Genomic DNA, 23,183 nt, shown 5'->3' on the forward strand with positions numbered 1-23,183 from the left:
GGGCTCCGGTCCCCTCAGATGTCCCGGAACGTCTCGATCTGCGCCCCGATCGAGTTGAGGCGCTCGGCGAGGTCCTCGTAACCGCGGTTGATGACGTACACGTTGCGCAGGACCGACGTCCCGTCGGCGGCCATCATCGCCAGCAGCACGACCACGGCGGGCCGCAGTGCGGGCGGGCACATCATCTCGGCGGCGCGCCAGCGCGTCGGTCCCTCGACCAGCACCCGGTGCGGGTCGAGGAGCTGGAGGCGTCCGCCGAGACGGTTGAGGTCCGTCAGGTAGATCGCCCGGTTGTCGTAGACCCAGTCGTGGATCAGCGTCTTGCCCTGCGCCGAGGCCGCGATGGCCGCGAAGAAGGGGACGTTGTCGATGTTCAGGCCCGGGAACGGCATCGGGTGGATCTTGTCGATCGGCGCCTCCAGCTTGGAGGGCCGGACGGTCAGGTCGATCAGCCGCGTACGTCCGTTGTCGGCGAAGTACTCCGCGCTGCGGTCGTGGTCGAGGCCCATCTCCTCCAGGACCGCGAGCTCGATCTCCAGGAACTCGATCGGCACCCGTCGCACCGTCAGCTCGGACTCGGTGACCACGGCGGCGGCCAGCAGGCTCATCGCCTCGACCGGGTCCTCGGAGGGCGAGTAGTCCACGTCCACGTCGATGTTCGGTACACCGTGCACGGTGAGCGTGGTGGTGCCGATGCCCTCCACCCGGACGCCCAGGGCCTCCAGGAAGAAGCACAGGTCCTGGACCATGTAGTTGGAGGAGGCGTTGCGGATGACGGTGACGCCGTCGTGGCGGGCGGCGGCGAGCAGCGCGTTCTCGGTCACCGTGTCGCCGCGCTCGGTCAGCACGATCGGGCGGCCCGGAGTCACCGAGCGGTCCACCTGGGCGTGGTAGAGCCCCTCGGTGGCGGCGATGTCGAGCCCGAACCGGCGCAGCGCGATCATGTGCGGCTCGATGGTGCGGGTACCGAGGTCGCAACCGCCCGCGTAGGGCAGCTTGAAGTGGTCCATACGGTGCAGCAGCGGCCCGAGGAACATGATGATGGACCGCGTGCGGCGGGCGGCCTCGGCGTCGATGGCCTCCATCTCCAGCTCGCTCGGAGGCACGATCTCCAGGTCGACCCCGTCGTTGATCCACCGGGTGCGGACGCCGATCGAACCGAGTACCTCCAGAAGGCGGTACACCTCTTCGATGCGGGCCACGCGGCGCAGCACCGTGCGCCCCTTGTTCAGGAGCGTCGCGCACAGCAGCGCCACACAGGCGTTCTTGCTGGTCTTGACGTCGATCGAGCCGGACAGACGACGTCCGCCCACGACCCGCAGATGCATCGGCCCGGCGTAGCCCAGCGAGACGATCTCGCTGTCCAGGGCCTCACCGATTCGGGCGATCATCTCAAGGCTGATGTTTTGGTTGCCGCGCTCGATGCGATTGACGGCGCTCTGACTGGTGCCGAGCGCTTCGGCGAGCTGCGACTGTGTCCAGCCCCGGTGCTGACGGGCGTCACGGATGAGCTTGCCGATGCGTACGAGGTAGTCGTCTGCCATGGCGCGACCGTATATCGGATGTGAGATAAAGAAAAATGGAGCGCGCCCTTCCGGGTGGTGGGGGTCATCGCGGGTCCGTCACACGGGAGTTCGGGCGCTGTGTTCCAGCAGTGCGGCGACCGTGGTGGCGCATCCGGGGCGCAGCCAGTTCACGTCCTGTCCGGTGAGTGCCGCGAACAGTCGCTTCCATGACGATTCGTCGGTACTGATGAGCTTTGTCGCAAGTCTGGCGATTTCGTCCGTAGCCTCCCGCACCGCCGTGCGGACGGGATCGGGAAGCTCGCGGCGCACGGCTCCTTCGGCGAGGTAGTGCAGCACCCCTGCCGCGCCCGCGGCGCGGTGCACCAGGTCCCCGCCGGTGAGCAGGCCCCGCTCGACGAGGTGGTCGAACATCGCGGTCCGCACGTCGCGGTGGCCCGTCCGTTCGCGGTGCGCCACGGCGGCGCGGGCGCATTCGGCGCTGCGCCCGACCAGGGCGCGCCTGCGCAGCCGCTGCCAGTCCATGCCGGTCGCGGTGACCGTGTCGGGGGCGTCCGGCAGTTCCCCGAGCGCCCTCCACACGGCGGACGGAAAGGGCTGCTCCTCGTGCGCTCTGCGCAGCAGGCCCCAATCACGTACGTACGGCAGTTCGAGGACACGGAGTTCCTCGTTGTACGCCTTGCACGACCGCAACCGCGCCACCAGCCGGTCCGCGCCGAGCTCGCGGTCGAGGCGGGCGGTGAGCACCGCGTCCGGGTCGGCCGAGCCGAGCGCCTTCACGGCCAGCTTGGCCGCGGCGGAACTCAGCAAACCCCGGTCCACGAGCGACCGCAGGTGTTCCGGACCGCCCGACCGCAGCGAGGCGCGTGCGGCGAGCAGATGATCGAGCTGAGGACGCCGCCGGCCCCACGAGGCGAGCGCGTGCTCGACGATCTCGGCGTCGGCGGCTTCGAGCTGGATGCGCTGGAGGTGCTCCCGCTGGACGGAGTAGTACGAGGAACCCAGCAACTCCCGGCGCAGCTCCGGCGCCAGCGGCAGCAGGTCGTCCGGGCCCCGCGCCGCGCGGCCCTGCGGCCGCCGGGACAGGATCGTCCGGCGCACGTCCATGGAGGCCGCGCCGCCCAGCGCCCTGCCGTACAGGGCCGCGTTGACCTCGGGTTCGTCGAGACCGAGGAGCCGCAGCTGAAGCGCGTGGTCGCGGTACAGCTCGCGCCACGACCGGGCGAGCACGAGCAGCGCGTCGCGGTCGTCGCGGGCGAAGAGACACGCCACGAGCGCCTCGGGCAGATGGCCGCTCGCGCACGCGTGCCCGGTCAGCGCGGCCGCCGCCCCGGGGCCGAGCAGGGGGAGCACGGCCGTCAGCGCGTCGACGTCGGCGTGCAGCAGGAGTCGCGCGCCCGACGGAGTGACGGACGTGGCCTCCGCGCCTGTGCTGCCCGTGCCGCTCGTGCCGCCCGAGTCGGGCGCCTCTCCGAGGGGCCGGTCCGCCGTGCCCGCGTCGAGGGCCTCGCCGAAGGTCAGGTCGGCCCCGTCCGCCTCCAGCGTGCCGAGGGCGCGCAGCCAGCGCCCGCCGTCGACGCCGAGCCGCTCGGCGACCAGGGTGCGTGCGGCCCGCAGCTGCGGCCCCTCCGCGCCGTGCGTGCGCCACGCCTTCGGCACGGGGTCCATGGCACGCACGGGCGTCCGGGCGACCATCTCGCGGGGCGTGACGAACCCGTGCCGGTACTCGTCCATGTCGGACAGCGGCCGCAGCGGGGCCTCACGGGGAACCACCGGCTCACCGCCCGCGGCGGATCCGTGCGCGGCACAGGCCCCGACGAGCCAGTCGGGGCGCTCGACCCCCGGCACGCTGTAGGGGTAGGCGTTCGCCAGGGTGCGCAGCACCTGCCGGTCGATGGGCACGGGCGCACCCGGCACGAGCGTGCGCAGCAGATGCACCGCGGGCAGCGCCGAGAGGGGCCCCGCCTCCTCGCGCAGCGAGCGCTCCTGGACCGGGGTGAGGGCGGGGACGGCCGCGACGGACACCGAGGTCGCCCGCACCGCGGCCAGTTCGCGCGCGTCCCGGCGGGCCAGGTCCTCGGCGTCGGGCCGGGGGCCCGCCACCTGCGCGGCCACCTGGATCAGTTCGGCGAGCGTCCCCTCGTACGTCGGCAGGAGGTGCAGCGCCACGACCCATCCTTCGGGGTGACCGGCCAGATGCTCCCGTACGAGGCCCGCGGCGCTCGCGCGGGCCGCGGCGGCCACGGCGTCGTCGGGCCGGCGCAGACCGGTGAGCACCGCGCGGGCCGGGCGGGCGGTGTCGACCAGCCGCTCGGGGGCGAGCAGCCCGCGCCCCGCCATGCGCGCGAACCAGGCCCAGCCCGGAAAGGGCGCGGACCGCAGCCGCCCGGCCGGGTCGGCGTCCTGCCCGTCGTCGGCGTCCTCCGTGAACGCCGCCCGGACCGTGTCGTCGACGTCCTCGTGACGCAACAGCTCCTCGACCGGCTCCGGCTGGAAGGGCGTCGCGCGGTGCGCCGCCACCAGCCGCCCGAAGTCGTAGGCGTACGGCTCGTGGACGAGGACCGGCATCAGGCGCCGGGTGGCGTTGCGCCCGCGCGGCTCGGCGAGCAGCGCGGGCAGGGTGTCCGGGTCGTCGAAGGGGTACAGGTCCTCCTTCAGCCCGCCCGGCTCGTCCGTCTCCCGCGCCCTTCGGAGTACGGGGTGGGTGAGGGCCTCCTCGCCGAACAGCCCGAGCAGCCGGCGCACCTCCGTCGCGCCGCCGTGCTCCTGGACCCGGACGACGGCGTAGTGCCGTGCGCGGTCGCTGAGGAACGGCCAGGCGTGGTGCACGAGTTCGGGGTCCCCGCTGGTGACGAGCGGCGTCCGCAGATGCTGGAGCGTGTCGCCGAGCAGCGCGGTGCGCAGCTTCTCGTCGAGCGGCACCCGCTCCGAGCGGCCCGGGGTGCGGGGGAGTCCCGAGGCGATCGCGCGACGCAGCGACAGCGTGGCCTTCTGGTTCAGGAACACGGCGGCGTTGACGGACGGTTCGTCCAGCTCGGTGAGCCGGCGCAGCGCACCGGCGCCGAGCGCGACATTGCCGCCGATGGCGGCGGCGACCCGCGGATCGCCCGCCGAGAGCGCGGTGTCCAGCGCGTGCGGCGGCAGCGAGCCCTTGCCGAGCAGCGCCGTCAGCAGGTCGTCGGGCAGCCGCGGCAGCAGGGCGCTCAGATCGGCCGGCCCGGCCGCGTACAGCAGGAATCGGTACGGCTTCGTCAGCGCGGGCGGTTTCGCCGATCCGGCGGGTGCGGTGCCCTCGGCCACGGCGTCGAGCAGCGCGGCCAGCGCGCCCTTGTACCGGGACAGGGTGGTGCGCAGCGTGGCCCACCGGTCCGGGTCCGCGCCGAGGCGGAGGTGCAGCAGATCCCGCAACGGCGGAGTGGCGCCCAGCTCGGTGAGGGCCGCGGCGGCCGTGCGGGCGGGCGCGACGGCGTCCAGCACCACGGCGGAAAGGTCGGCGAGAACCGCGGGGGAGGGGGCGGCGGACGGGTCGGTGTCCTGCCTGCTCAGCGCGGCGCAGATCCGGGCCAGTTCCGGGTGACCGGGAGTGGCCGCGGCGGCGCGCACCAGCGCGGGGCAGGCGCGGGCGACGTCGGCCACGACCGCCGGGTGGGTGCGGTACAGCTCGGCGAGCGCGGACTTTGGGCAGTCGGAGCGAGCGGCCAGGAACCGCACGGCGGCCTCGGGAAGCGGCTCCTCGCGATGCGCGGCGACGAGCGCGTCCCACTCCAGCGTCCGGCGCCAGCGCGGTTCGGCCTCGCCCGCGCGCAGTCCCGCCACGAGCCCGTGCGGCCCCTCGGCGGTCACGACGGCGGCGCGCAGCCGGTCGCCGCCGGAGTCGAGCGCCGCGCGCGCGAGTTCGGCGACGGCGGGATGCAGCGGTGCGTCCGCCGCCTCGAACAGCGCGCGCAGCCGGCCGGGATGGGGCAGCAGACCCTGCACCGCGCGCAGTTGCTCGGCGCTGGTGAGGTCCCTGCCGCGCACCCTCAGGGCGTGCTCCACCACCTCGGGCACGTCGCTCACGACACCGGCACCCACGAAGTGCGGGACGCCGGGCAGCTCCCGTTGCGTGGCGAGGATGCGTTCGCGCAGTGGTGCGAGGGCCGCCGGGTCGGCGTGCCGCCCGGGCGTCAGGACGAGCCGGCGCATCCACGACCGTGCCCAGCGGTGCTCGTACACGTGCAGGTCGACGACCGGATCGGGGCGCAGGAGCAGCAGGGCCAGGTCGTCGGAGGTGACGTCCTTGGCCCGGACGAGCGCGCGCCGCACCAGTGGGTCGGGGTCCTGGGCGGCGCTCGCGCGGGCCTCGGCGGACAACGGCACCCAGGTGAGGTGGCGGGGCTCCCGCTCTCCGAGGCGCCGTCTGATCCGTCCCGCCTCGCCGGGCCCGGCCGCGGGCGTGAGCAGGGCCAGGAAGTGCGCCCCGTGGTGGTCGTATCCGGTCGTCGAGCCCGCCGTCACGCAGCGCCCCCTGTGCACGTGATCCCCGTACGGCACCGCCGCGACGGTGACCGACTGTCGTGCACACTTCATCACATGGGGTGCGAACGCCTGTGCGAGAGGCGGGAGGGGGCCTCAGCGTCGCCGGGCGCGTGTGGTGCGCCGCCATCCGAACGGCCCCGGCAGGTCCATCGACGTCGTCCGGCGCCCGGTGCTGCTGTGGGTGTGCTTCGGCCCGTGCCGGCCGCCGGTGGTGATGGACCACGACTTGCGGTTGATGTTGAGCCGGACCCCGGGAAGTATGCGGAAACTCTTGCGGAACGTGAGCGGCATGGCTGCCCCCCCTTGTGTCGGTTACGCCGGGTGGCTCCCGGCCGACACCGGGTACCCCGCAACGGGCCGGGCATGACCAGCCCGCGCCCATGTACTAGAGTTATCTCGACATCGAGATATCTGCCGAGGCGCCCCGCAGCCGCCACCTCGGTAAGGGTTACCTAACTTAGCCTTACCTTAGCGGATCGGCCAAGACCGCGTGGCGGCAGGATTGCGGTGGTACGCGCACATCAATGAAGGAGACTGTCGTGTCGGCGAACAGCTTCGACGCCCGCAGCACGCTGCAGGTGGGCGACGAGTCGTACGAGATCTTCCGGCTGGACAAGGTGGAAGGCTCGGCTCGCCTTCCGTACAGCCTGAAGGTGCTGCTGGAGAACCTGCTCCGCACCGAGGACGGCGCCAACATCACCGCCGACCACATCCGGGCCCTCGGCGGCTGGGACTCCCAGGCGCAGCCGAGCCAGGAGATCCAGTTCACGCCGGCCCGCGTGATCATGCAGGACTTCACCGGCGTGCCCTGCGTCGTCGACCTCGCCACCATGCGTGAGGCCGTCAAGGAGCTCGGTGGCGACCCCGCGAAGGTCAACCCGCTCTCCCCGGCCGAGCTGGTCATCGACCACTCCGTCATCGCCGACAAGTTCGGCACCAACGACGCCTTCGCGCAGAACGTCGAGCTGGAGTACGGCCGCAACAAGGAGCGCTACCAGTTCCTGCGCTGGGGCCAGACCGCCTTCGACGACTTCAAGGTCGTCCCGCCGGGCACCGGCATCGTCCACCAGGTGAACATCGAGCACCTCGCGCGTACCGTCATGGTCCGAGGCGGCCAGGCGTACCCCGACACCCTCGTCGGCACCGACTCGCACACCACCATGGTCAACGGCCTCGGCGTCCTCGGCTGGGGCGTCGGCGGCATCGAGGCCGAGGCCGCGATGCTCGGCCAGCCGGTCTCCATGCTCATCCCGCGCGTCGTCGGCTTCAAGCTCACCGGTGAGCTCACGCCCGGCACCACCGCCACCGACCTGGTCCTCACGATCACCGAGATGCTGCGCAAGCACGGCGTCGTCGGCAAGTTCGTCGAGTTCTACGGCGAGGGCGTCGCCGCCACCTCGCTCGCCAACCGCGCCACCATCGGCAACATGTCGCCGGAGTTCGGCTCCACCGCCGCGATCTTCCCGATCGACGGCGAGACGCTGAACTACCTCAAGCTCACCGGCCGCTCCGAGCAGCAGGTCGCGCTCGTCGAGGCGTACGCCAAGGAGCAGGGCCTCTGGCTCGACCCGGCCGCCGAGCCGGACTTCTCCGAGAAGCTCGAACTGGACCTGTCGACGGTCGTCCCCTCCATCGCCGGCCCGAAGCGCCCGCAGGACCGCATCGTCCTCGCGAACGCCGCCGAGCAGTTCAAGGTCGACGTCCGCAACTACGTGGACACCGCCGACGAGGCGGGCAAGGAGTCCTTCCCGGCCTCCGACGCCCCGGCCTCCTCCAACGGCGTGCCGAGCAACCCGGTCACGGTCACCGCCCCCGACGGCACGACCTACACGATCGACCACGGTGCGGTGACGGTCGCCGCCATCACCTCCTGCACCAACACGTCGAACCCGTACGTCATGGTCGCCGCCGCGCTCGTCGCGAAGAAGGCCGTGGAGAAGGGCCTGACCCGCAAGCCGTGGGTCAAGACCACCCTCGCCCCGGGCTCGAAGGTCGTCACCGACTACTTCGACAAGGCGGGCCTCACCCCGTACCTCGACAAGGTCGGCTTCAACCTCGTCGGCTACGGCTGCACCACCTGCATCGGCAACTCCGGCCCGCTGCCGGAGGAGGTCTCCAAGGCGGTCAACGACCACGACCTCGCGGTCACCTCGGTCCTCTCGGGCAACCGCAACTTCGAGGGCCGTATCAACCCCGACGTCAAGATGAACTACCTGGCCTCCCCGCCGCTGGTCGTCGCGTACGCCCTCGCCGGCTCCATGAAGGTGGACATCACCAAGGACGCCCTGGGCACCGACCAGGACGGCAAGCCGGTCTTCCTGACCGACATCTGGCCGACCGAGGCCGAGGTCAACGACGTCGTGGCGAACGCCATCGGCGAGGACATGTTCAACAAGTCCTACCAGGACGTCTTCGCGGGCGACGCCCAGTGGCAGGCACTGCCGGTCCCGACCGGCAACACCTTCGAGTGGGACACCGAGTCGACCTACGTGCGCAAGCCCCCGTACTTCGAGGGCATGGGCATGGAGCCGGCGCCGGTCTCCGACATCTCCGGCGCCCGCGTCCTGGCCAAGCTGGGCGACTCGGTCACCACCGACCACATCTCCCCGGCCGGTGCGATCAAGGCCGACACTCCGGCCGGCAAGTACCTCACCGAGCACGGTGTGGAGCGTCGTGACTTCAACTCCTACGGTTCCCGCCGTGGCAACCACGAGGTCATGATCCGCGGTACGTTCGCCAACATCCGCCTGCGCAACCAGATCGCGCCGGGCACCGAGGGCGGCTACACCCGCGACTTCACGAAGGACGACGCTCCCGTCTCCTTCATCTACGACGCCTCGCGCAACTACATCGAGCAGGGTGTCCCGCTGGTCATCCTGGCCGGCAAGGAGTACGGCTCCGGCTCGTCCCGCGACTGGGCGGCCAAGGGCACCGCGCTCCTGGGCGTCAAGGCCGTCATCGCCGAGTCGTACGAGCGGATCCACCGCTCGAACCTCATCGGCATGGGTGTCCTCCCGCTCCAGTTCCCGGAGGGCGCCACGGTCGAGTCCCTCGGTCTGACCGGCGAGGAGACCTTCTCCTTCACCGGCGTCGAGGAGCTCAACAACGGCACCACCCCGCGCACGGTGAAGGTCACCACCGACACCGGCGTCGAGTTCGACGCGGTCGTCCGCATCGACACCCCCGGCGAGGCGGACTACTACCGCAACGGCGGCATCATGCAGTACGTGCTGCGCAACCTGATCCGCAAGTAAGCGGTACGGCAGGGCAGTTGTAGCGCGGTCGAGGGCCGCATCCCCGGTGACGGGGGTGCGGCCCTTCGCGTTCCCCGTCTCGCCGTCCGTCCGGTGGGCGGGTCGGGGCCGTGCCGGTGATCCGCCCGTTGCGGCCGTCGTCCGATCCGGTGTGCCAGTGCGGTGGGTTCGTGTCACCGTCCGCAACGGGCATTTGATTCACCGGCACGGCCCCTTCGGTGGGGGAGGCGACTGCGGGTGCGAGTGGGGTGCGGGGGCCGGCCTTCGACCCGCCCCCCTCCCACACACGCGGCCGCTCCACTGACGCACAGCCCGCTCCACCCGGAGGGCAGGGAGCACCTCTCAGCCCGTCCGGCGTTTGAGGACGAGGCCGTCCAGGCCGATCGGGGGTCTGGGGGCGGAGCCCCCAGGGGCATGGGTCGGGTAGGGGCGGAGGGGGCGAGGATCGTCCGTCGGGCCCGTGCCGGGCCGGAGGCGGGCCACTCCGCCGCAGCGGGGGCGAAGGGCCCCGACGGGGCGGGGCGCCGGACCGCAGCCCCGCCCAGCCCGAGGCGCCGGAACCCCCATGCGGCCCCCGTGCGCACGGCCCCGCACTCGTGCGTCCCCCGTTTACACCGCTTCCCCGACGCGCTAGCTTCACGAACAGGTGAGGTGGGAGCGCTCCCATGCACCGGTGGACCGGAACCCGCCCCCGGAACCGCTCCCACCTCACGCGATCCGGACACCTTCACCGCGCACCCGCCCATGGAAGGACAGAATGACATGGCCATGACATCAGCCCTCCGGTCGCGACGCCGATTACCGCTCCCCGCCCGGCACAGGGCCCTCTTCCTCGTACTGCTCGCCCTGCTCACCACCCTGCCGGCCCTGGGGCTGGTGCTCGTGGCCGGCGGTGGCGCGGCGGCACACGGCACCCCCATGAAGCCGGGCAGCCGCACCTTCCTGTGCCGGCAGGACGGGCTGACCGACACCGGCGAGATCAAACCCGTGAACCCGGCGTGCAGGGCGGCCCAACAGGCCGGCGGCACCACGCCGTTCTACAACTGGTTCTCCGTGCTGCGCTCGGACGGCGCGGGCCGCACCCGCGGCTTCGTCCCCGACGGCGCGCTGTGCAGCGGCGGCAACCCCAACTTCACCGGCTTCGACCTGCCGCGTGACGACTGGCCGCTCACCCACCTCACGTCGGGCGCCACGGTCGACTTCGCGTACAACGCCTGGGCGGCCCACCCGGGTTGGTTCCACGTCTACGTCACCAAGGACGGCTTCGACCCGACCGGGACCCTCACCTGGGACGACATGGAGGAACAGCCGTTCCTCACGGTCGACCACCCGCCGCTGCACGGCACCCCGGGCACGGTCGAGGCCAACTACTCCTGGAGCGGCACGCTGCCGGCGAACAAGTCCGGCCGCCACATCATCTACATGGTCTGGCAGCGCTCGGACAGCGCCGAGACGTTCTACTCCTGCTCCGACGTCGTCTTCGACGGCGGCAACGGTGAAGTGACGGGCATTCACGACCCGGGCAACCCCACCGAACCCCCGCCCGGCGCCTGCTCGGCCACCCGCCGTACGACGAACAACTGGTCCGGCGGCTACCAGGCCGAGGTGACCGTCACCAACACCGGAGACGTGCCGATGCTCGGCTGGATGGTCGACTGGACCCTGCCGGACGGGCAGTCGGTCGCCGGCCTCTGGAACGGCAACGCCACGTACGACGGCCAGGACGTGATGGTGCACAACGCCGACTGGAACGGAGCGCTCGCTCCGGGCGCCGGCGCGACGTTCGGTTACGTCGTCTCCGGATCAGGCGACGACCCGTCGACATCCCTTCCCTGCCGAGTGGGTTGACCCCGCGCCCCTGCTCAGGGCGGACCGGGTGGGTGGTACGCGACTCACCCGGTCCGCGAGCCCGGACAGGTCGGGGGAGGCCCGGCCCGGGACGATGCCCCCCGCTCGCGGGAAACCGAGAGCCCGGGGACGTGGCTTGTGCCGATCGCAGTGTGCGACAACGTTGTCGAACGGTCTTCGGAAAACTCTACCGCCTCAACCGACAACGATGTCAAGCCAGTTGGTGCGGAGCAGCCCCTGCTGCGCCGTCCGGGGGTGCGCCGGACGCGCCCTCCGGGCCGCAGGCGGTCTTCCGTGGTACCCGTGGCGCACGCTACTGTCCCTGCGGCTTGTGCGACCTGTGGTGCGCGACCCGTCCGAAGGAGGAGGGGCCGCGTCATGCGTTTCCGTCCGTCATCCGTTCTGCTGGCCGTCGCCCTGACGGTCGCCGGCGCCACTCCGGCGCTCGCCGCACCCCAGTCCGACCCGCCGGACCTCGTCCGGGACCCGACCACGTACGTCGACCCGCTCATCGGCACCAAGAACGGCGGCAATGTCTTCCCGGGCGCCGTCGTGCCCTTCGGCATGCTGTCCTGGAGCCCCGAGAACACCCGCGGCGACGCGACCCGCACCGCCGCGCCCGGCGGCTACCAGTACGACGCCACCCGCATCCGCGGCTTCAGCCTCACCCACATGTCCGGCACGGGATGCGCGGGCGGCAGCGGCGACCTCCCGTTCTTCCCCTACGCAGGCGAAGTCACCTCCTCTCCGGCGAGCGACACCAAGGACGCCGTGTACGCGGCCGACTTCGCGCACACCGACGAGACGGCCGACCCAGGCCACTACGGGGTCGAACTCTCCTCCGGCGTCACCGCCGACCTCACCGCGACCGCGCGCACCGGCTCGGGCCGCTTCACCTTCCCCGCCGACAAGCCCGCCTCCCTGCTGATCCGCACCGCCAACTCCGAAGTCGGCTCGACCGCTTCGGACGTGCACATCGACCCGGCCACCCGCACCGTCTCCGGATCGGTCACCTCCGGGAACTTCTGCGGATACCTCGACCCCGAGGGCCGACGCGCCTACTACACACTCCACTTCACCGCCCGTTTCGACCGCGACTTCAAGAAGACGGGCACCTGGCAGGACGACAAGCTCAGCCCCGGGAGCACCGAGGCGAAGGGCGGAACCGGCGGGTTCGGCCAGGGCGGCCGTCCCGTCGCCGGCAAGGGCGCCGGCGGCTACGTGGAGTTCGAGCCGGGGACCGGGCCGGTGAACGTCAAGGTGGGCATCTCGTACGTCAGCCAGGCGGGCGCCGAGGCCAACCTCGCCGCCGAGAACCCGCCGCACCGGTCCTTCGCCGCGGTCCGGGACGCCGCCCGCCGTGCCTGGCGCGACCGGCTCGGCGCCATCCGGGTCGGCGGCGGCACCGACGCGTCGCGGACCACCTTCTACACCGCGCTGTACCACGCCCTCCTGCACCCGAACGTCATCAGCGACGCCGACGGCAGATACAGAGGCAGCGACGACGAGGTCCACAGGGTGGGCCGCGGGCACGAGGCCCAGTACGGCACCTTCTCCGGCTGGGACGTCTACCGCTCCCAGGTCCAGCTGCTGACGCTCCTCGACCCGGACACCGGCTCCGACATCGCGCAGTCGCTGCTCGAACTCGCCCGGCAGAACGGCGGCGTGTGGGACCGCTGGCTGCACGGCGCGAACGGCACGCACGTCATGAACGGCGACCCTGCGGCGCCCGCCCTCGCGGGCATCAGGGCCTTCGGCGGCACCGACTTCGACCTGCGCGGCGCGCTCGACTCGCTGGTGCGGGCGGCGACCGTACCGACGGAGCAGGACCTGTCGTCGGCGGGCAAGCCGGTGCTGTCGGTCGGCCAGCGGCCCTCGCTCGACAAGTACCTCCAGCAGCACTACATGCCCTCGGTGTCCAACGCGTGGGGCGGCGCGGCGGAGACCCTGGAGATGTCCGGCGCGGACTTCGCGATCTCCCAGCTGGCCACGGCGGCGGGGGAGCGGAAGACCGCCGCCGAGTTCGCCCGGCGCTCCCAGTGGTGGCAGAACAGCTTCAACCTCGCCGCCGACCCCAGCGGCGGCTACATCGCCAACCGCAAGGCCGACGGCAGCTGGGTCACCGGCTTCACGCCGGCGACGGGCAACGGGTTCGTGGAGGGCACCGCCGCCCAGTACACCTGGATGGTGCAGCACGACCCGGCCGGGCTGTTCGCCGCGATGGGCGGCCGTGCCAAGGCGCTGGACCGGCTGGACGCCTTCTTCCACAACGCCGACGGCAGCTGGGCGTTCACGGGCAGCGGCGGCGACAAGTCGGAGCTGGACAACGAGCCGTCGATCAACGTGCCCTACCTGTACGACTACGCGGGCGCGCCCTACAAGGCGCAGGAGACCGTGCGCGCGGCGATGACCCGGCTGTGGTCGACCGAGCCGGGCGGCATCCCCGGCAACGACGACCTCGGCGAGATGTCCTCCTGGTACGTCTTCTCCTCGCTCGGCATGTATCCCCAGGTGCCCTCGCGCGCCGAACTCACCCTGTCGTCACCGCTGTTCCCGAGGATCGAGATCGAGCGTCCGGGCGGCGCCGACATCGAGATCAGGGCGCGGGGCGCCGCCGTGGACGCCCCGTACGTCCGGTCGCTGCGCGTCGACGGGCGCACCGGTGAGCGGCCCTGGCTGCCGGCCTCCTTCGTCCGGGACGGCGGCACGCTCGACTACACGCTGTCCGGCACGCCCGACCGGACATGGGGCGCCGACGAGGCCGCCGCACCGCCGTCCTTCCGCACGGGCGAACAGCCGTACCAGATCGGTGTGGGGCCGACCACGGCCAGGCTCGCGCCGGGCGGCAGCACCACGCTCGACATCCGTGCCCTCGCGCTGAGCGGCGGCGCGGGCCCCGAGGTGCGCTTCCACGTGGAGGTGCCGAAGGGAGTGACGGCGACTCCCGCGGAGGGCACCGTGACCGACGGCGCGCAGCGGATCACGCTGTCGGCGGGCGCGGACGCCGAGCAGGGCTTCTACGACGTCGACGTCTCGGTGTCCTCGGACGACACCTCGTACCGGCAGCCGGTGGCCCTCACGGTCGCCGCCCCGGACTCGCTGCTCGCCGCCTACAACAACACCGGCGTCTCCGACGACAGCGGCGACCACGACGAGGCCGACTACGACGGCGGTGGCTGGAGCTACTCCCAGCAGGCCCTCGCCGACGCGGGGCTGACGCCGGGCGAGCGGGGCACGGTGGACGGTCTGACCTTCACCTGGCCGAACTCCCCGGCCGGCCGGCCCGACAACGCCTCGGCGGCCGGCCAGACCGTCGAACTCGCCGAGCCGGCCGCCCGGTTGTCCTTCATCGGCAGTGCGGTCAACGGCAACCAGCAGACCAAGGCGACCGTCACCTACACCGACGGCACCACCGACACCGTCGACCTGTCCTTCACCGACTGGACCGTCGGCGGCGGAGGCGGCACCGTCCAGTACGGCAACGCGACCGTCGCCAAGGCCGCCTACCGCAACGTCGCGGGCGCCGACAAGGACCCGGTGGCGACGTACGTCTTCGCCACCAAGCCCTTCGAGGCGCCGTCCGGCAGGACCGTCCGCAGCGTACGGCTGCCGGACAATGCCGACCTGCACGTCTTCACCCTCGCGGTCGGCTGACGGCGACGGGAGGAAAAAGCGGGGCGGGCGCGGAGTTCTCCGCGCCCGCCCCTTCTCCCGTGGGGGGTGTGCGTCAGCTCAGCAGCTCCACCTCCGCGAGGGTCGCCTCACCGTCGAGGACCAGCCGGTAGTGCGTGTACGCGCCCGGCCGCGCGACGGAGAACGCGCGGGTCTGCTTGTCCCAGGCGAAGGACTGGCCGGAGCGCTTGTCCAGGTCCGTCCACTGCGTGCCGTCGCTGGAGCCCTGGAGCACCCAGCCGGCCGGGGCCTTCGTGTGGTCGGAGGACGTCAGCGTGTACTGGACGCCCTTGGCGGACGCGGAGACCGGCAGGTCCACGGACGTGACGGTCGCGTCGGTCGCCGAGGTGTTGTCGAAGAGCGCGCCGTCGCCCTTGAGGGCGTCCGTGCGGGGTGCGGGCACCTTGTCGTCCTGGGTGATCGACACGGGTGCCGCGTTCTTGCCGGTGCCCCACGAGGAGGGCTTGGCGCCCATCTCGAACTCCAGCACCCCGCCGCGCGAGACGACCGAGTGGGGGAGCGAGGTCGACGTCCACTTCTTGCCGTTGACCCGCAGGCCCTGCACGTACACGTTCTTCGTGCTGTTCTTGGGCGCCTTCACGACCAGGTCGTTGCCGTTCTCCAGGTGGACCGTCGCCTTGGTGAACAGCGGGGAGCCGATCGCGTACTCGCCGCTGCCCATGACCAGCGGGTAGAAGCCGAGCGCGGAGAAGAGGTACCAGGCCGACTGCTCGCCGTTGTCCTCGTCGCCGTGGTAGCCCTGCCCGATCTCACTGCCGGTGTAGAGGCGGGAGAGCACCTCACGCACGTTCTTCTGCGTCTTCCAGGGCTGTCCCGCCGCGTCGTACATGTAGTTGACGTGGTGGGCCACCTGGTTGGAGTGGCCGTACATGCCCATCCGCACGTCGCGGGCCTCGGTCATCTCGTGGATGACACCGCCGTACGAGCCCACGAAGTCGGGGGAGGCCGTCTCGGGCGTCGCGAAGTACGCGTCGAGCTTCTCGGCGAGACCGCTGCGTCCGCCGTACAGGTTGGCGAGACCGCGCGAGTCCTGCGGCGCGGTGAACGCGTAGCCCCAGCCGTTGGTCTCCGTGTAGTCGTAACCCCACACGCGCGGGTCGTACTTGGAGGACTCGACACGCCAGTCGCCCTTGGCGTCACGGCCCTGGAAGAAGCCGGCCTTGGTGTCGAAGAGGTTGACGTAGTCCTGGGCACGGTTGAGGAAGTACTCGGACTCCTCCTTGTACTGCTTCTTGCCGGTCTTCTTGTAGAGGGCCTGGCCCATCTTGGCGATGCCGTAGTCGTTGAGGTAGCCCTCCAGGGCCCAGGACAGCCCCTCGTGGGTGTCGCTGCTCGTGTAGCCGAGGAACGGCGAGGTCGACATGCCCTTGCGGCCCACGCCCGACGTCGGCGGGACGACCGTCGCGTTCTTCACGGCCGCGGCGTATGCCGACTCCGCGTCGAAGTCGACGCCCTTCACGTACGCGTCGGCGAACGCCACGTCCGAGGAGGTGCCGGTCATCAGGTCCGCGTAGCCGGGCGAGGACCAGCGCGAGGTCCAGCCGCCGTCCTTGTACTGCTGCACGAACCCGTCGACCATCTCGCCCGCCTGACCGGGTGTCAGGAAGGAGTAGGCCGGCCAGGTCGTCCGGTAGGTGTCCCAGAAGCCGTTGTTGACGTACACCTTGCCGTCGACGATCTTCGCGCCGGTGTGGGTGGGGCTGTCGGGACCGGGCATCGGCGAGAACGGCGACGCGTACTGGTACTTCCCGCCGACCTTCTCGAAGCCCGAGTTCGGGTACAGGTAGAGCCGGTACAGGCTGGAGTAGAGCGTCGTCAGCTGGTCCGTCGTCGCGCCCTCCACCTCGACCTTGCCGAGCAGCGCGTCCCACTGGTGCTGGGCCCGCGACTTGACCTTGTCGAAGGACGTGCCGTCCGGGATCTCCTGGCGGAGGTTGTCCTTCGCCTGGTCGACGCTGATCAGGGAGGTGGCCAGGCGCAGGGTGACGGTGTGGTCCTTGGACGGTGCCAGGCGCAGGTAGCCCTTGACGCCGCTGGAGTCCCCGCCGGTGACCTTCTCGTCGAAGACGCCGTACACGAACAGCCGGGTCGCGCCCGTCGACAGCCCGGACTTCACGTCCGAGTAGCCGGTGACGACGCCGTTGTCCTTGTCGAGGGTCAGTCCCGCCTGCTCGGTGACGTTGTCGAAGACCACGCCGGCGTCGTCGCCGGGGTAGGTGAACCGCAGCGCCGCCGCGTGGTCCGTGGGGGCCATCTCGGCCTTGAGACCGTTCTCGAAGGTCACCCCGTAGTAGTACGGGCGGGCGGTCTCGTTCTCGTGCCGGAAGGCCAGCGCGCGGGCGCCGCGCCCGGTGTCCGGGGTGCCGGACGCCGCCGACGGCATCACCTGGAAGGTCTGCCGGTCACCCATCCAGGGGCTCGGCTCGTGGCTCGCGCTGAACGCCTGGATGGTGGGCAGGTTGTCCGAGTTGTTCGCCCGGGCGTAGTCGTAGAGCCAGCTCAGCGAGCCCGCGTTGGTCACCGGCGTCCAGAAATTGAAGCCGTGCGGGACGGCGGTCGCCGGGAAGTTGTTGCCGCGCGAGAAGCCGCCGCTGGAGTTGGTGCCGCGGGTGGTCAGCGCGTAGTCGGACAGGTGCGCCTTCGGCTTCTCGGGCGCGACCGTCTTCAGCGCGACGTCGTCCAGCCAGCCCCGGAACTTGGCCGGCCCCTTCGGGGAGTCGTACGCGACCAGGATCCGGTCGACCGTCCTGCCCGCCGCGACCGAACCGATCCGCGAGGCGACGTTGTTCCACTGGTTGACGTACAGCACCTTCGCCGCGCCCTGGCCCTGCGGGGTGAGCGCGAAGCCGTGCTGGTCGACCGCGGACAGGTCGCTGAGGTAGGTGCCGTCGGTGAAGGCCAGGTCCACGGACACGTTCGTGGCGTCGTAGTCCCGGTCGCCGTCGGCCATGGACGGGAAGATCCGGTACGACAGCTGTGTGTCGCGCCCGACCGCCACGTTCACGTCGAAGACCTTGTTGTACGAGTACGCGCGGCTGTCCGCCTTGTGCGTGCCGGCGTAGCGCAGGGCCCGCTTGCCGGTGAAGCCCGCGCCCGCCTTCGCGGTGGGTGAGCCGCTCGGTCCGCGGTCCACCAGCGACAGCATGTCCTTGGGCGTCGGGTCGTCGCTCTTGCCCGTGGAGAACTGGACGTCGGCGAGCTGGAGGATGTCGCCGCCGTTGTTCTTGGTGACGTCGAGCCGGAAGTGCTGGTACTCGGCGGGGCTGTCGAGGTCGTACGACTTGGTCTGGAACCGCTCGCCGAAGGACTCCCCGGCGCGGGTGTCGAGGGTCTTCCAGTCCTTGCCGTCCGTGGACCCCTGGAGGGTCCAGTCCTTCGGGTCGCGTTCGTCGTGGTCGTTGGCCGAGGTCAGCGCGTAGGTCACCAGCTTGACCGGGGCGTCCAGGTCGAACTCCGCCCAGCCGGTGGGCTCGAAGGTCAGCCACTTCGTGCTCGACTCGCCGTCGGCGAGGTTCTCCTTCACCTCGCCCGCGCCGGTGTTCTCACCGCTGGCCCGGACGTCGGTGACGTGGTCGGTCACATTGCCGGGGATGCCGGTGCTGTAGCCGCCGTCGACACCCGAGGCCCTTTTCGACCCGTCTGCGGCCGTGTCGACCGTGTTGAGCCAGTCCGGTGCAGGATCTCCCGATTCGAAGGAGGAGCTGAACTCCCGGTCCACGGCCGCCGCCTGGGCGGGCAGTGCGACCGCCACCCCCTGCGAGGCCACCACGAGGGAGAGTGCGACCACCCCCAGTGCGGTCGGTGAACCCCATCTCGGCCGAGTCGAAGGACTCCGTCTGTACCGAGCGCTGTGCTGCATGCGCGAGCACCCTCCCTGTCTCTGGCTTGTTCACCGGCGGGTGGCGCAGCCCGTGTCGAGGGTGCGGCGCGACGGGGCCCGGGGGCCGCGACGCGCTCACATCCTTGACGCCGGCGCCCCCTTCGGCTCACTCGCGTGCCGTGGACAACGTTGTCAAATTCGATGCGCAAGGACCATTTGTGAGTCAAGTTGTCAGCGGTGTCAAGGGTGTTGAGTGAGGCATCCGGTGTGAATGCGATCCGACGAACGGCACATTGCGTTCAATGCGGGAGGTTGACCCCGACGATCTTCACGGGGGCGGGGCGCGCGGGCCGCACATTTCCGCGAGGTCTCAACTCGGAAAAGACCGGCGGCCAAACCCGTATTCGATCTTGCTCCGTTGGCGGGAAGTGGACTATACCTGTCGGCGTCCGCCCAGCCGCTCGACGGCCGTGGACAGGCAGGACCCCGGGGGGAAATCGGGAGGCGGCGGAGGGTGTCACATACACCGACCGTCACGCCGGCTCGGTGAATCCCCCACGCACGACCCCAGCTTGACCTAACCGCGGTGCCGGGGAGGATCCGGTTCACCGCCTGAGTCCTGGAGAAGGCGAGGACTTGAGCATGGGATCCACCCCCGGCGTAGGCCAGCGCGATCTCATCAAGCGGAGCGAGACTGCCGCTCCGGCCGCGGCCCCGGCGACTGCTTTTCCGACATCACTCAGCTGATCACCATCGGTGCCGCTGAGCGGCTCCGAGACGACGGCGAAACGCCCCGGTGTGCATCTCCGCCGACATCTCAAGCGGAGACCCACACCAGGACGCGCTCAAAGAGAAGTGCGGCAAGCACGGGGCCACCCCGGCCCGGCAGCCGAACACGCAGCAAACCGTACAGATCCAATCGATCAGTGAGGATGCGGAAATGACCATTCGTGCCGGCTCTCTCGACAGGCGGACGCTCCTGCGCGGGGCGATCGCGACCGCGGCCATGGGGTCGTTCGCCGTCGCCTGTAGCTCCCCCTCCGACAGCGGTAATGACGACAAGGGGACGAAGGGCAAGACGAGCGCCAAGAACCCGTTCGGTGTCGCCGCGAACTCCAAGGTCGACGCGGCCATCTTCAACGGCGGCTACGGCGTCGACTACGTCACCTACGCCGGCAACATCGCCAAGGACAAGAGCAACGGTCTCGACGTCAAGGTCAAGCCGGTCGTCGACATCGCCCCGGAGCTCCAGCCCCGCTTCGTCGGCGGCAACCCGCCGGACCTCATCGACAACTCCGGCGAGGACCAGATCGGCTTCCTCGGCATCCTCGACCAGCTCGAGGAGCTCGACGACGTCCTCGAGGCGAACAACTACGAGGGCAAGAAGATCGCCGACACGATCTATCCCGGCATCAAGGGCCCCGGCACGTTCAAGGACAAGTTCGTCGGGCTGAACTATGTGATGACGGTGTATGGCGTCTGGTACTCGAAGACGCTGTTCGAGGCGAACGGCTGGACCCCGCCGAAGACGTGGGACGAAGCGCTCGACCTCGGCCAGAAGGCGAAGAAGAAGGGCAAGTACCTCTTCGTCCACGGCAAGGAGGCGGCGACCTACTACCGCACGCTCCTGATCGACTCGGCGATCAAGGAGGGCGGCGACGAGGTCCGGCTCGCGCTGGAGAACCTGGAGAAGGGCTGCTGGTCGCACCCGGCCATCCAGGGCGTGATCAAGGTCATGGAGACCATGGTCAAGGAGAAGATGTTCGTTCCCGGCGGCTCCGGCACCCAGTTCCAGAAGGCGCAGGCGATCTGGAGCAACGACCAGAAGGCGCTGCTCTACCCGTCCGGTGGCTGGATCGAGAACGAGATGAAGAAGGCCACCAAGGCCGACTTCCAGATGACCGGCTTCCCGTCGATGACGCTCACCGACAAGCCGAAGCTGCCCTACGAGGCGATTCGCGCGGCCGCTGGCGAGCCGTTCATCGTCCCCAAGAAGGGCAAGAACCCGGCCGGCGGCAAGGAAGTGCTGCGCGCGATGCTGTCCAAGGACGCGGCCGCCAACTTCTCCAAGACGAAGCTGGCCCCGACGATCGTCAAGGGCACCGTGCCCGCCGACGGTTACGGATCGTCCGCCCTCGTCTCGCAGACGAAGATGCTGGAGGCCGCGGGCACCAACATCTTCACCTACAACTTCGTCGAGGCCTACGGCATGAACACCGACCAGCTGGTGCCGTGGAACTCGTTCCTCTCCGGTGACCTCGACGCCAAGGGTCTGACCTCGGCTCTGCAGAAGATCTCCGACAAGGTCCGGGAAGACGACTCCGTCGACAAGATCAAGGTCAGCTAGCACTGCGATGAAAGACAAGACCACCATCTCCGACACCGCGAGCAGCCGGCCCGTGCCGGCCGCTCGCGGCGGGCGGCCCCGGCGCCGCAAGCTCACGTTCGACCGGGTGACGTTCTTCCTCGCGTTCCTCGGTCTCCCGGTCGCCATCTTCGTGATCTTCGTCCTGTACCCCTTCGCCCAGGCGATCTTCTGGGCGATGACCAACTGGCGCGGTTTCAGCCCGGATTACGACTTCATCGGCCTCGACAACTTCGTCAAGATGTTCCAGGACGATGTCTTCCTTAAGGCGCTGCGCAATGTCGCCCTGCTGGCGGCCTTCGTGCCGCTGGTGACGTTGACGCTCGCTCTCGGGGTCGCGGTGGCCATCACCCTGGGCGGGCCCAGCAAGGGCCCCGTCCGGGGGATCAAGGGGGCGTCGTTCTACCGGATCGTCTCGTTCTTCCCCTACGTCGTGCCGGCGATCATCGTCGGCCTGATCTGGGCGCAGATGTACGACCCGAACGCCGGCCTGGTCAACGGCATCCTCAGCGGGCTCGGCCTGGACGGCTTCAAGGAGTTCGCCTGGCTGGGCGAACAGGCGACGGCGATGCCGGCCCTGATGTTCGTCATCGTCTGGGGGCTTGTCGGGTTCTACGCGGTGCTCTTCATCGCCGCGATCAAGGGCGTTCCCGCCGAGCTGTACGAGGCGGCCAGGATCGACGGAGCCGGCCGGTTCCGGATGACGATCTCGGTCACGCTGCCGGCGATCCGGGACAGTGTTCAGACCGCGTACATCTACCTGGGCATCGCCGCGCTGGACGCGTTCGTCTACGTACAGGCCATGCTGCCGGGCGGTGGGCCGAACAACTCGACCCTCACGATCAGCCAGCGGCTGTTCAATGTCGCTTTCGCGAAGCAGCAGTTCGGACTGGCCACCGCGATGGGGGTCGTCCTCGCCGTCGTCACCCTGGTGTTCGCGGCGCTGGTGTTCGCCGTCAACCGTCTGACCGGCGGGGGCGAGAGCGAGGGCCGTAAGGAAGCGCGTGGGTTGAAGGCTCGGCGTGCCGTAGCCAAGGGGGGTGCCCAGTGAGCGTCATAGCCGCCGACCGGAAGCAGGCGCGTGACCAGAAGCGGGCGAGCGACCAGAAGCTGACGAAAGCCGTCGCGGGCAGCGACCGCAGGTTCGCGGTGATCGCGCACGGCCTGCTGATCCTGTGGTCCGTGATCGTGATCCTGCCCATGCTGTGGGTCCTGGTGTCGTCGTTCAAGACGACCAAGGAGATCCTGTCGTCGCCGTTCGCGCTGCCGAAGCACTGGCAGTTCGACAACTACTCGCGCGCCTGGAGCGACGCGAGCATCGGGAAGTACTTCCTGAACTCCGTGATCGTGGTCGTCTGCGCACTGGTCCTGGTGATGTTGCTGGGCGCGATGTGCGCGTACGTCCTGGCCCGGTTCCAGTTCCCGGGACGCCGGCTGATCTACTACGTGATGCTCGCCGGGCTGACCTTCCCGGTCTTCCTGGCGATCGTGCCGCTCTTCTTCCAGCTGCAGAACTTCGGGCTGCTGAACACACGCCCGGGGCTGATCCTCACCTACGTCGCGTTCGCGCTGCCGTTCACGATGTTCTTCCTCTACGCGTTCTTCCGCTCCCTGCCGCACGACGTGTACGAGGCCGCGCTGATCGACGGCGCGGGGGACTGGCGGGCGTTCTTCCAGGTGATGCTGCCGATGGCGCGGCCGGGCATGGCGGCGGTGGCGATCTTCAACTTCCTGGGCCTGTGGAACCAGTTCCTGCTGCCGGTCGCGCTCAACACCGACCAGGACAAGTGGGTGCTGACCCAGGGCATGGCCGCCTACGCGTCCTCGCAGGCCTACGGCATCGACTACGGTGCCCTGTTCGCGGCGATCGTCGTCACGGTTGTGCCCGTACTGATCGTGTACGTCATCTTCCAGCGGCGGATCGCCGGCTCGGTGTCGCAGGGCACCTTCCGCTGACGCCCACCGTCGCGCCGTACGGCCGGCCGGGTCGCTCGGCCGGTCCGGCGGCCGACGTCATCACGTAACCGCTGCTTCACCCGCTGCGCACAGGGGTGGGGGGGGCGGGGGGGGAAAAAAAACGGGGGCCCCCCCCCGGGGAGGGGGGGGGTGGAGAATTATTTTTATGTGTGTTTTGAGCCAGTGTGTAAACCGGTTGTTTTTTT

The 23,183-nt window shown here is 70.3% G+C and carries 10 protein-coding genes; 6 read left to right on the forward strand and 4 right to left on the reverse strand.

All coding sequences use genetic code 11. The features are described from left to right. Nucleotides 1-14: 14 nt before the first annotated feature. The 3 genes from ACZ4IF_RS12725 to ACZ4IF_RS12735 all read right to left on the reverse strand — a co-directional run bounded on the left by ACZ4IF_RS12725 (nt 15) and on the right by ACZ4IF_RS12735 (nt 6,332). Nucleotides 15-1,544 (reverse strand): helix-turn-helix domain-containing protein, encoded by a 1,530-nt coding sequence (locus ACZ4IF_RS12725; RefSeq protein ID WP_345648384.1) that lies wholly within the window; start codon nt 1,542-1,544, stop codon nt 15-17. Nucleotides 1,545-1,622: 78 nt separating this feature from the next. Next, complete coding sequence (locus ACZ4IF_RS12730; protein ID WP_467562064.1) at nt 1,623-6,020, reverse strand: hypothetical protein; 4,398 nt, start codon at nt 6,018-6,020, stop codon at nt 1,623-1,625. Nucleotides 6,021-6,134: 114 nt separating this feature from the next. Continuing rightward, on the reverse strand, nt 6,135-6,332 hold the full coding sequence (locus tag ACZ4IF_RS12735; protein ID WP_359495774.1) for a DUF4236 domain-containing protein: 198 nt from the start codon (nt 6,330-6,332) through the stop codon (nt 6,135-6,137). A gap of 248 nt (nt 6,333-6,580) precedes the next feature. Between ACZ4IF_RS12735 and acnA the strand changes: the two genes are divergently transcribed. From acnA to ACZ4IF_RS12750, 3 genes are all read left to right on the forward strand, one after another. Further along, nucleotides 6,581-9,295, forward strand: a complete 2,715-nt coding sequence (gene acnA / locus ACZ4IF_RS12740) for an aconitate hydratase AcnA (protein WP_467562066.1) — start codon at nt 6,581-6,583, stop codon at nt 9,293-9,295. 762 nt (nt 9,296-10,057) lie between these two features. After that, nucleotides 10,058-11,143 carry a lytic polysaccharide monooxygenase auxiliary activity family 9 protein gene (locus tag ACZ4IF_RS12745; RefSeq protein WP_467562068.1) on the forward strand — a complete coding sequence of 362 codons (1,086 nt, stop codon included), beginning with the start codon at nt 10,058-10,060 and terminating at the stop codon, nt 11,141-11,143. Nucleotides 11,144-11,521: 378 nt separating this feature from the next. Continuing rightward, nucleotides 11,522-14,797, forward strand: coding sequence for a GH92 family glycosyl hydrolase (locus tag ACZ4IF_RS12750; protein WP_467562070.1), 3,276 nt, complete (start codon nt 11,522-11,524; stop codon nt 14,795-14,797). A 73-nt stretch (nt 14,798-14,870) separates the two neighbouring features. Here ACZ4IF_RS12750 and ACZ4IF_RS12755 read toward each other — a convergent pair whose 3' ends face one another. Then, complete coding sequence (locus tag ACZ4IF_RS12755; RefSeq protein WP_467562072.1) at nt 14,871-18,695, reverse strand: GH92 family glycosyl hydrolase; 3,825 nt, start codon at nt 18,693-18,695, stop codon at nt 14,871-14,873. Between the two features lie 901 nt (nt 18,696-19,596). Between ACZ4IF_RS12755 and ngcE the strand changes: the two genes are divergently transcribed. From ngcE to ACZ4IF_RS12770, 3 genes are read left to right on the forward strand one after another with little or no spacing between them, the layout of a single operon-like run. Further along, a complete protein-coding gene (gene ngcE / locus ACZ4IF_RS12760) occupies nt 19,597-21,003 on the forward strand; it encodes an N-acetylglucosamine/diacetylchitobiose ABC transporter substrate-binding protein (RefSeq protein WP_467562074.1) in 1,407 nt (468 codons plus the stop codon). 7 nt (nt 21,004-21,010) lie between these two features. Continuing rightward, nucleotides 21,011-22,072 (forward strand): carbohydrate ABC transporter permease, encoded by a 1,062-nt coding sequence (locus tag ACZ4IF_RS12765; RefSeq protein ID WP_095937206.1) that lies wholly within the window; start codon nt 21,011-21,013, stop codon nt 22,070-22,072. Continuing rightward, nucleotides 22,069-22,977 carry a carbohydrate ABC transporter permease gene (locus ACZ4IF_RS12770; RefSeq protein ID WP_095937207.1) on the forward strand — a complete coding sequence of 303 codons (909 nt, stop codon included), beginning with the start codon at nt 22,069-22,071 and terminating at the stop codon, nt 22,975-22,977. The genes ACZ4IF_RS12765 and ACZ4IF_RS12770 overlap by 4 nt, the downstream gene beginning before the upstream one ends. Nucleotides 22,978-23,183 lie beyond the last annotated feature (206 nt).

The sequence above is a fragment of the Streptomyces sp. NPDC025784 genome, assembly GCF_055558435.1.

What these genes read in the sequence shown, in the direction of transcription:
- ACZ4IF_RS12725 (WP_345648384.1), bottom strand. Translation starts at nt 1,544, where the DNA reads ATGGCAGACGACTACCTCGTACGCATCGGCAAGCTCATCCGTGACGCC.
- ACZ4IF_RS12735 (WP_359495774.1), bottom strand. Translation starts at nt 6,332, where the DNA reads ATGCCGCTCACGTTCCGCAAGAGTTTCCGCATACTTCCCGGGGTCCGG.
- ACZ4IF_RS12745 (WP_467562068.1), top strand. Translation starts at nt 10,058, where the DNA reads ATGGCCATGACATCAGCCCTCCGGTCGCGACGCCGATTACCGCTCCCC.
- ACZ4IF_RS12750 (WP_467562070.1), top strand. Translation starts at nt 11,522, where the DNA reads ATGCGTTTCCGTCCGTCATCCGTTCTGCTGGCCGTCGCCCTGACGGTC.
- ACZ4IF_RS12755 (WP_467562072.1), bottom strand. Translation starts at nt 18,695, where the DNA reads ATGCAGCACAGCGCTCGGTACAGACGGAGTCCTTCGACTCGGCCGAGA.
- ngcE (WP_467562074.1), top strand. Translation starts at nt 19,597, where the DNA reads ATGACCATTCGTGCCGGCTCTCTCGACAGGCGGACGCTCCTGCGCGGG.
- ACZ4IF_RS12765 (WP_095937206.1), top strand. Translation starts at nt 21,011, where the DNA reads ATGAAAGACAAGACCACCATCTCCGACACCGCGAGCAGCCGGCCCGTG.